The sequence below is a fragment of the Streptomyces sp. NPDC029122 genome (assembly GCF_055569445.1).
Genome location: NZ_JBVHWK010000032.1, coordinates 1 through 6,718, shown reverse-complemented (window position 1 = coordinate 6,718; position 6,718 = coordinate 1). Strand labels below are relative to the sequence as shown.

Annotated in this window: 9 protein-coding genes; 2 read left to right on the top strand and 7 right to left on the bottom strand. The window is 72.5% G+C overall.

Annotated features, from left to right (window positions below):
- Positions 1 to 139: 139 nt before the first annotated feature.
- Genes ACZ4WZ_RS28830 through ACZ4WZ_RS28820 form a run of 3 tightly spaced genes read right to left on the bottom strand, consistent with a single transcriptional unit; the run spans position 140 to position 2,050 of the window.
- Positions 140 to 916 carry a DUF3710 domain-containing protein gene (locus ACZ4WZ_RS28830; RefSeq protein ID WP_467894817.1) on the bottom strand — a complete coding sequence of 259 codons (777 nt, stop codon included), beginning with the start codon at positions 914 to 916 and terminating at the stop codon, positions 140 to 142.
- 1 nt (position 917) lies between these two features.
- Positions 918 to 1,466 carry a dUTP diphosphatase gene (gene dut, locus ACZ4WZ_RS28825; RefSeq protein WP_467894814.1) on the bottom strand — a complete coding sequence of 183 codons (549 nt, stop codon included), beginning with the start codon at positions 1,464 to 1,466 and terminating at the stop codon, positions 918 to 920.
- Positions 1,466 to 2,050, bottom strand: a complete 585-nt coding sequence (locus tag ACZ4WZ_RS28820; protein WP_467894812.1) for a PaaI family thioesterase — start codon at positions 2,048 to 2,050, stop codon at positions 1,466 to 1,468. The genes dut and ACZ4WZ_RS28820 overlap by 1 nt, the downstream gene beginning before the upstream one ends.
- Positions 2,051 to 2,108: 58 nt before the next feature.
- Here ACZ4WZ_RS28820 and ACZ4WZ_RS28815 point away from each other — a divergent pair, with 58 nt between their 5' ends.
- Entirely contained in the window at positions 2,109 to 2,579 is a 471-nt protein-coding gene (locus tag ACZ4WZ_RS28815) for a DUF3093 domain-containing protein (protein WP_467894810.1), read from the top strand.
- Between the two features lie 21 nt (positions 2,580 to 2,600).
- On the opposite strand, the gene ACZ4WZ_RS28810 is transcribed toward ACZ4WZ_RS28815, so the two are convergent.
- The 4 genes from ACZ4WZ_RS28810 to ACZ4WZ_RS28795 all read right to left on the bottom strand — a co-directional run bounded on the left by ACZ4WZ_RS28810 (position 2,601) and on the right by ACZ4WZ_RS28795 (position 6,126).
- Positions 2,601 to 3,536 carry a hypothetical protein gene (locus ACZ4WZ_RS28810; RefSeq protein WP_467894808.1) on the bottom strand — a complete coding sequence of 312 codons (936 nt, stop codon included), beginning with the start codon at positions 3,534 to 3,536 and terminating at the stop codon, positions 2,601 to 2,603.
- An 8-nt stretch (positions 3,537 to 3,544) separates the two neighbouring features.
- Positions 3,545 to 3,841 (bottom strand): DUF4193 domain-containing protein, encoded by a 297-nt coding sequence (locus ACZ4WZ_RS28805; protein WP_007267048.1) that lies wholly within the window; start codon positions 3,839 to 3,841, stop codon positions 3,545 to 3,547.
- 385 nt (positions 3,842 to 4,226) lie between these two features.
- Positions 4,227 to 5,468 carry a sensor histidine kinase gene (locus ACZ4WZ_RS28800; protein WP_467894806.1) on the bottom strand — a complete coding sequence of 414 codons (1,242 nt, stop codon included), beginning with the start codon at positions 5,466 to 5,468 and terminating at the stop codon, positions 4,227 to 4,229.
- A 4-nt stretch (positions 5,469 to 5,472) separates the two neighbouring features.
- Positions 5,473 to 6,126 carry a response regulator transcription factor gene (locus ACZ4WZ_RS28795; protein WP_467894803.1) on the bottom strand — a complete coding sequence of 218 codons (654 nt, stop codon included), beginning with the start codon at positions 6,124 to 6,126 and terminating at the stop codon, positions 5,473 to 5,475.
- A gap of 266 nt (positions 6,127 to 6,392) precedes the next feature.
- Here ACZ4WZ_RS28795 and ACZ4WZ_RS28790 point away from each other — a divergent pair, with 266 nt between their 5' ends.
- A complete protein-coding gene (locus ACZ4WZ_RS28790; RefSeq protein WP_164720975.1) occupies positions 6,393 to 6,560 on the top strand; it encodes a hypothetical protein in 168 nt (55 codons plus the stop codon).
- The last annotated feature ends 158 nt before the right edge of the window (positions 6,561 to 6,718 follow it).

The following is a 6,718-nucleotide window of genomic DNA, read 5'->3' as shown; positions in this document are numbered from 1 at the left end:
GAGGGTTGCCTGCCGCCGCGCTCCCCCCCCTTACAGACGTCCTCGACCCGTCCACCCGGCACAGCCAGCCCCCCCCTGTCCCCGCCCCCCGGGGGGAACGGGGCCCGCGGGCCGGGAAACGCCCTGGTCCGGGCCCGGGTCAGCGGACCTCGGTGATCTCCGGGCCGCGCTCCAGCTGGCCCATGCCGCCGGAGAAGCGCGAACCGTCCTGGTCCTCGGCCGTCTGCACGCCGTCCGGCACCATCTGGGCGTCGTTCGGCAGCTTCAGGACGATCGGGTCGCGCGGGGCCATCGGGCCGTCGCCGCGGACGACGACGGTCTCCCGGAAGATCTGTTCCAGCACCCCGGCCGACTCGGGGCGCACCGCGCCCTGGCCGGAGATGACGCCGCGCAGGAACCAGCGCGGGCCGTCGACGCCGACGAAGCGCACCAGCTGGGCGCCGGTCTGGCCGTCGGGCAGCGGTACGGGGACCTGCGCGCGCAGCTCCCAGCCCAGCGGGCCGTCGACCTCGTCGATGATGCCGCCCTGCTGGGTGATGCCCGAGGCGATCTCGTCGCGGACCTCGCCCCAGATGCCCTCCTTCTTGGGGGCGGCGAAGGCCTGCAGCTGCACGGCGCTGTCGTTCAGGACCACGGTGGCGGCCACGATCGCGTCACCCGCGACCTCGACGCGCAGCTCCATGCCCTCGACACCGGGTACGAGGATGCCGCCCAGGTCGACCCGGCCGTCCGCCGGGTTGCCGGGCACCTCGGAGATGTCCCACGGGCCGTCGGGCCGCGGGGCCGGGGGCAGGTTCAGCCGGCGCGGGGCGGCGGACTCGTCGCCGTTCCCCTCGTCGGCAGCCACGCCGTTCACGACCTGCTCGGCCGCGCCGCCGTCCTTGGCGGAGTCGTTCTTCTTGCGACGTCCGAACACGTCACTGTCCTTCCCGGTCGGATACGACCGAAGCGTAGCCATTCCCACCCTGCTGCTGACCAGCCCCGGATCCGGCCACGGCCGCATGACCGCCGGTGGAGCCGAACCCCCCGTCGGCCCGGGCCGAGCCGGGAAGCTCCGCCACCTCGTGGAAGCGCACCTTCTCGACCCGCTGGACAACCAGCTGGGCAATGCGGTCGAAGCGCTCGAACCGGACGCTCTCGCGCGGGTCGAGATTGACCACGATCACCTTGATCTCCCCACGGTACCCGGCATCCACCGTCCCCGGGGCATTCACGAGCGCGAGCCCGCAGCGAGCTGCCAGGCCCGAGCGCGGGTGCACGAAGGCCGCGTACCCGTCGGGCAGGGCGATGGAGACGCCGGTGGGCAGTACGGCCCGCTCCCCCGGCTCCAGCTCGGCGGCCACGGTGGTCACCAGGTCGCAGCCGGCGTCGCCGGGGTGTCCGTAGGCGGGAAGGGGCACCTCCGGGTCGACGCGGCGGATCAGCACGTCGACCTCGTGACGGAGTGCTCGGTTGTTCTGGGACATCAGGGGTTCACCTCGAAGGCGCGTGCGCGCCTGACCTGGTCCGGGTCGGACATCGCCGCCCGGATCTCCTCGGGCCGACCGTTGTCGATGAAGTGGTCGACCTTCACCTCGATGAAGAGCGCGTCGGCGCGGACGGCGACGGGGCCGTCCGCGCCGCCTATCCGTCCCACGGCCGTGGAGTAGATCTTCCGGCCGGCGACGGCGGTGACCTCGGCCTCCAGGTACAGCACGGTGCCCACGGGCACGGGCCGTACGAAGTCGGTCTCCAGCCGGCCGGTCACCGCGATGACGCGCAGCAGCCAGTTCAGGGAGCCCAGCGTCTCGTCGAGCGCGGTGGCCAGTACGCCGCCGTGGGCGAGACCGGGTGCGCCCTGGTGGGCGGACTTGACGGTGAACTCGGCGGTGACGCGCACGCCCTCACCCGCGCGGGCCTCCAGATGGAGCCCGTGCGGCTGGCCCCCGCCGCAGCCGAAGCAGTGGGCGTAGTGCGCGCCGAGGAGCTCCCCGGGCGCGGGGGCATCGGGGTGCCGGACCGGTGCGGAGGCATCGGCCGGAGGTGTCAACGCTGTGTTTCGTCCACTCACAGCCGCTGACCTTACCCGCGCGGCTACCCACCGGTCGCCCCGTGGGAGGCTTGGTCCCATGCAGCTCTCTCCCGCGCACCACGACGAACGCCTCTCCGCCCCCCGCTCCTGGTGGGCCATCGCCGCGCTGACCGGTCTGGCGTGCGCGCTGATGCTCCTGCCGCTCGGCGCCCTGCCGTCGCTGGCGGGCCTGGTCGGCGGGGCCGCGGCGGCGGGGATGCTGGTGAGCTCGTACGGGTCCGCGCGCGTGCGCGTGGTGAACGGCGCCCTCGCCGCCGGCGACGCCCGGATCCCGGTGACGGCCCTGGGCGAGCCCGAGGTGCTGGAGGGGGAGGAGGCCCGCGCCTGGCGCACGTACAAGGCCGATACCCGCGCCTTCATGCTGCTGCGCGGCTACGTCCCCACGGCGGTCCGGATCGAGGTCACCGACCCGGCGGACCCGACGCCGTACGTGTACCTCTCCACCCGCGAGCCCGAGGCCCTCGCGGCGGCCGTCCGCGCGGCGAAGAGCGCCGCCGCGACCGCCTGATCCGGCCGGGGCGGGTGCGGTTCAGCCCGCGGCGTCCGGGCGGCGGCCCTCGAGTGCGGCCCTGGTCGCCTCGGGAAGGGTCCCGGAGGGGCGCTCCAGGGGCGGCAGGGCGGGGAGGGCGTCCCAGGGCACGGCGCGGCCGCGGAGGTCCCCACGGACCTTCTCGGCGAGTTTCCTGGTGTCCCGGCGGTTCATGACGGCTCCGACGGCCGCGCCGACCATGAACGGCATGAGGTTCGGCAGGTTGCGGATCATCCGCTTCATGATCTGCTGGCGCAGTTCGCGCTTCATCTGCCCGCCGAGCGCCGCGTTCAGCGTGGTCGGCTTGGTCAGGTCGATCCCGCGCTCCTGGGTCCAGGAGGCCAGGTAGGCGAGGCTGCGGTCCTTCAGGCCGCCCGGCGGGCGCTGCCCGTACACCTCGTGCAGCTCGGCGATGAGCTTCAGCTCGATCGCCGCGACCCCGGTGATCTCCGCGGCCAGCTCCGCCGGCATCGCGGGCGGGACGGGCAGCATGGCCGCGGCGCCGATGCCCGCGCCCACGGTGGAGGTGGCGTTGGCGGCCCCGGCGACCAGCTTGTCGGCCAGCTCATCGGGACCGAGGTCCGGGAACTGCGCCCGCAGGGCGGCGAGGTCCCGCACCGGAACGCGCGGGGCGTTCTCGATGATCAGGTCGGTGATGTACAGGGCGGCGGCCTTCGCGCTCTCGCCGCCCTTGCGCACACCGTTCTTGACGGCTTGCATCCGACGTGTCCCGGGCCCGCCCCGGGACTCCTCGTCCGCCACTGCGGCCGACGGCACCGCCGCGGCGGTGTCGGACGGCACCGCAGTCGTCCCGGGGGCCCGGCCGCCGGCGTCCGCGGAACCCGTTTCCGGGCCCGTGGTCACCGCGCGCGCCTGCGCCTCCGGATCGCCAGATTTCCGGAAGCGTCGCTTCCGAAAGGGCGTCGAGCCGGTCACGGCCGTCCTCAGTCGCAGTCGCGGCAGATCGGCTGGCCGTTCTTCTCGCGCGCCAGCTGGCTGCGGTGGTGCACCAGGAAGCAGCTCATGCAGGTGAACTCATCGGCCTGCTTGGGCAGCACCCGGACGGCCAGCTCCTCGTTGGAGAGGTCGGCCCCCGGGAGCTCCAGGCTCTCGGCACCGTCGAAGTCCTCGATGTCGACGCTCGACGTGACCTTGTCACTGCGCCGGGCCTTGAGTTCTTCGATGCTGTCGTTGTCGACGTCGTCGTCGGTCTTGCGCGGAGTGTCGTAGTCCGTTGCCATTTTTTCGCTCTCCCCCTCTGGGATTTAGCGGTGTCTCAGCGCACGTAACGCGCGAGAGGCCGGACTTGTGCCCGACCTGAGGCGGAGATTTTGCCTCACATCAAGGTCTGTTACTCAATCGACACCCGACCGCGCACCCGAAGGACTCCGTGGCCGGGATGTCGAGCGGGACCGTACACGGTCGGGGGGCCGTCCTGCACGAACGCCACCCCGTGTATTTCCCGCCATCCGGGGGGCCGGAAACCCGGACTTCCCGGGCTTTCCGGCCAGCTTGGGGTCACAGAACGCGCATGACCCGACACTCGGCACTGTGATCGATCACACAGGAACCGGCCCGCGGGGACGGCCGTTCCGTTGCGCCCAGGGCGAACAGAACCCGGGTGGATCAAAGGGGCAACGTGACACGCATCACGAGGCCACCGCCCTCCCGGGGGGTCGCGAGGATGCGGCCGCCGTGTGCGCGCGCCACGGAGCGCGCGATCGACAGACCGAGCCCCACACCCTTGTCGCTGCCCGTTCGCTCCGTACGCAGCCGTCTGAAGGGCTCGAACAGGCTGTCCACCTCGTACGCGGGAACAACGGGACCCGTGTTCGAGACGACGAGCACCGCCTGGCCGGGCTGGGCCTCGGTCGTGACCTCCACCCAGCCGTCCGGCACGTTGTACCGGACGGCGTTCTGCACCAGGTTCAGGGCGATCCGCTCCAGCAGCACGCCGTTGCCCTGCACCACGGCCGGCGCCCGGTGGCCGCGGATCTCCACGCCCTTGGCGACCGCCTCGCCGCGGGCCTGGTCGAGGGCGCGCGAGGCGACCTCGGCGAGGTCGACCGGCTTGCGCTCCACGATCTGGTTCTCGCTGCGCGCCAGCAGCAGCAGGCCCTCGACCAGCTGCTCGCTGCGCTCGTTGGTGGCCAGCAGCGTCTTGCCCAGCTGCTGGAGCTCCACCGGGGCTCCTGGGTCCGAGAGGTGGACCTCCAGCAGCGTCCGGTTGATCGCCAGCGGCGTCCGCAGCTCGTGCGAGGCGTTGGCCACGAAGCGCTGCTGGGCCGTGAAGGCCCGCTCCAGGCGGTCGAGCATCTCGTCGAAGGTGTCGGCGAGCTCCTTCAGCTCGTCGTCCGGCCCGTCCAGCTCGATCCGGCGGGTCAGGTCGGAGCCCACCACCCGGCGGGCGGTACGGGTGACCTTGCCCAGCGGCGAGAGCACCCGGCCGGCCATCGCGTAGCCGAAGGCGAAGGCGATGACGCTGAGGCCCAGCAGGGCCATCAGGGACCGGCTGAGCAGGTCGTCCAGGGCGTGCCTGCGCTGCTCGAGGATGCACTGCGCGATCGCGGCGTTGAACTGGTCGATCGACTGGTCGATGCCCACGCCGGAGCAGGTGGTGCTGGAGACCTCGACCTTCTGGCCGCCGACGATCTTGAAGGGGAGCGCGTTGCCCTCCCTCAGGGCCTGGGCGGCCAGCAGGTAGATGATCGACAGCAGCAGGATCCCGGCGATCAGGAACATGCCGCCGTACAGCAGCGTGAGCCTTATCCGGATGGTCGGTCTCAGCCAAGGGAAAGGACCCTCGGGCTCGCCGGGGTCCCAGGTCGGCTTCGGTGGCGCCGCGGGCGGTGACGGGGTCGAGGCCACCGGGTCAGATCCGGTATCCGGAACCGGGCACCGTCACGATGACGGGCGGCTCCCCGAGCTTGCGGCGCAGGGTCATGACGGTCACCCGGACCACGTTGGTGAACGGGTCCGTGTTCTCGTCCCAGGCCTTCTCCAGCAGCTGCTCGGCGGACACCACGGTCCCCTCGCTGCGCATGAGCACCTCGAGCACCGCGAACTCCTTCGGCGCCAGCTGCACCTCGCGGCCGTCGCGGAACACCTCGCGCCGGTTCGGGTCCAGCTTGATGCCGGCCCGCTCCAGCACGGGCGGGAGCGCGACGGTGGTGCGCCGCCCGAGGGCGCGCACGCGGGCGGTCAGCTCGGTGAAGGCGAAGGGCTTGGGCAGGTAGTCGTCGGCCCCCAGCTCCAGGCCCTGGACGCGGTCGCTGACGTCACCGGAGGCGGTGAGCATGAGCACGCGGGTGGGCATGCCGAGTTCGATGATCTTCCGGCAGACGTCGTCGCCGTGCACCAGCGGAAGGTCCCGGTCGAGCACGACCACGTCGTAGTCGTTCACCCCGACGCGCTCCAGCGCCGCGGCGCCGTCGTACACGACGTCCACGGCCATGGCCTCCCGGCGCAGGCCCGTGGCCACCGCATCGGCGAGCAGCTGCTCGTCCTCGACGACGAGTACGCGCACGTCGTTTCCTTCCTTCGAGCCCTCACCGGGCACACGTGTGTTGCGCCTCCATCCTGCCGGTTTCGGCCGTAAACCGGCTGTAAGGCGCCCTTGGGGCGGCCCTCCGGAGGCGGGTGTACGGGGTGGAAGTGAGGATTCCCTCGCCTCACGAGGTTTCTGCGCCCAGGGTGCCGGGGAGGACGAGAGCACACCCCAACCACACCCTGACGCGGCGGACTGCTTCGTGCTCTCCCGCCGCCGACCCACGCAGAGGGGGCGCACCCACCATGGACGCATTCACCGCGGGTCTCCTGCAGCGCATCAAGGCCACGCAGTCGGACCTCAGCAAGGCCCGTGAGACGGGCGACGACTACCTCGCGGATGTGGAGCAGGCCGAGCTGGAAGACCTCCAGCGGCTCGCCGCGGAACACGGCGTGCCGGTCTCGGCCGCCTGACCCGAAGCCACCTCCGGGCTCACAGCGCACCCACCGGGCCCGGGGGGGGGGGGGGGGGGGGGGGGGGGGGGGGGGGGGGGGTGGGGGGGGGGGGGTGGGGGGGGGGGGGGGGGGTGAATCCTTCGCGACACCCCCTCCCCTCCCCCCCCCCACCCCCC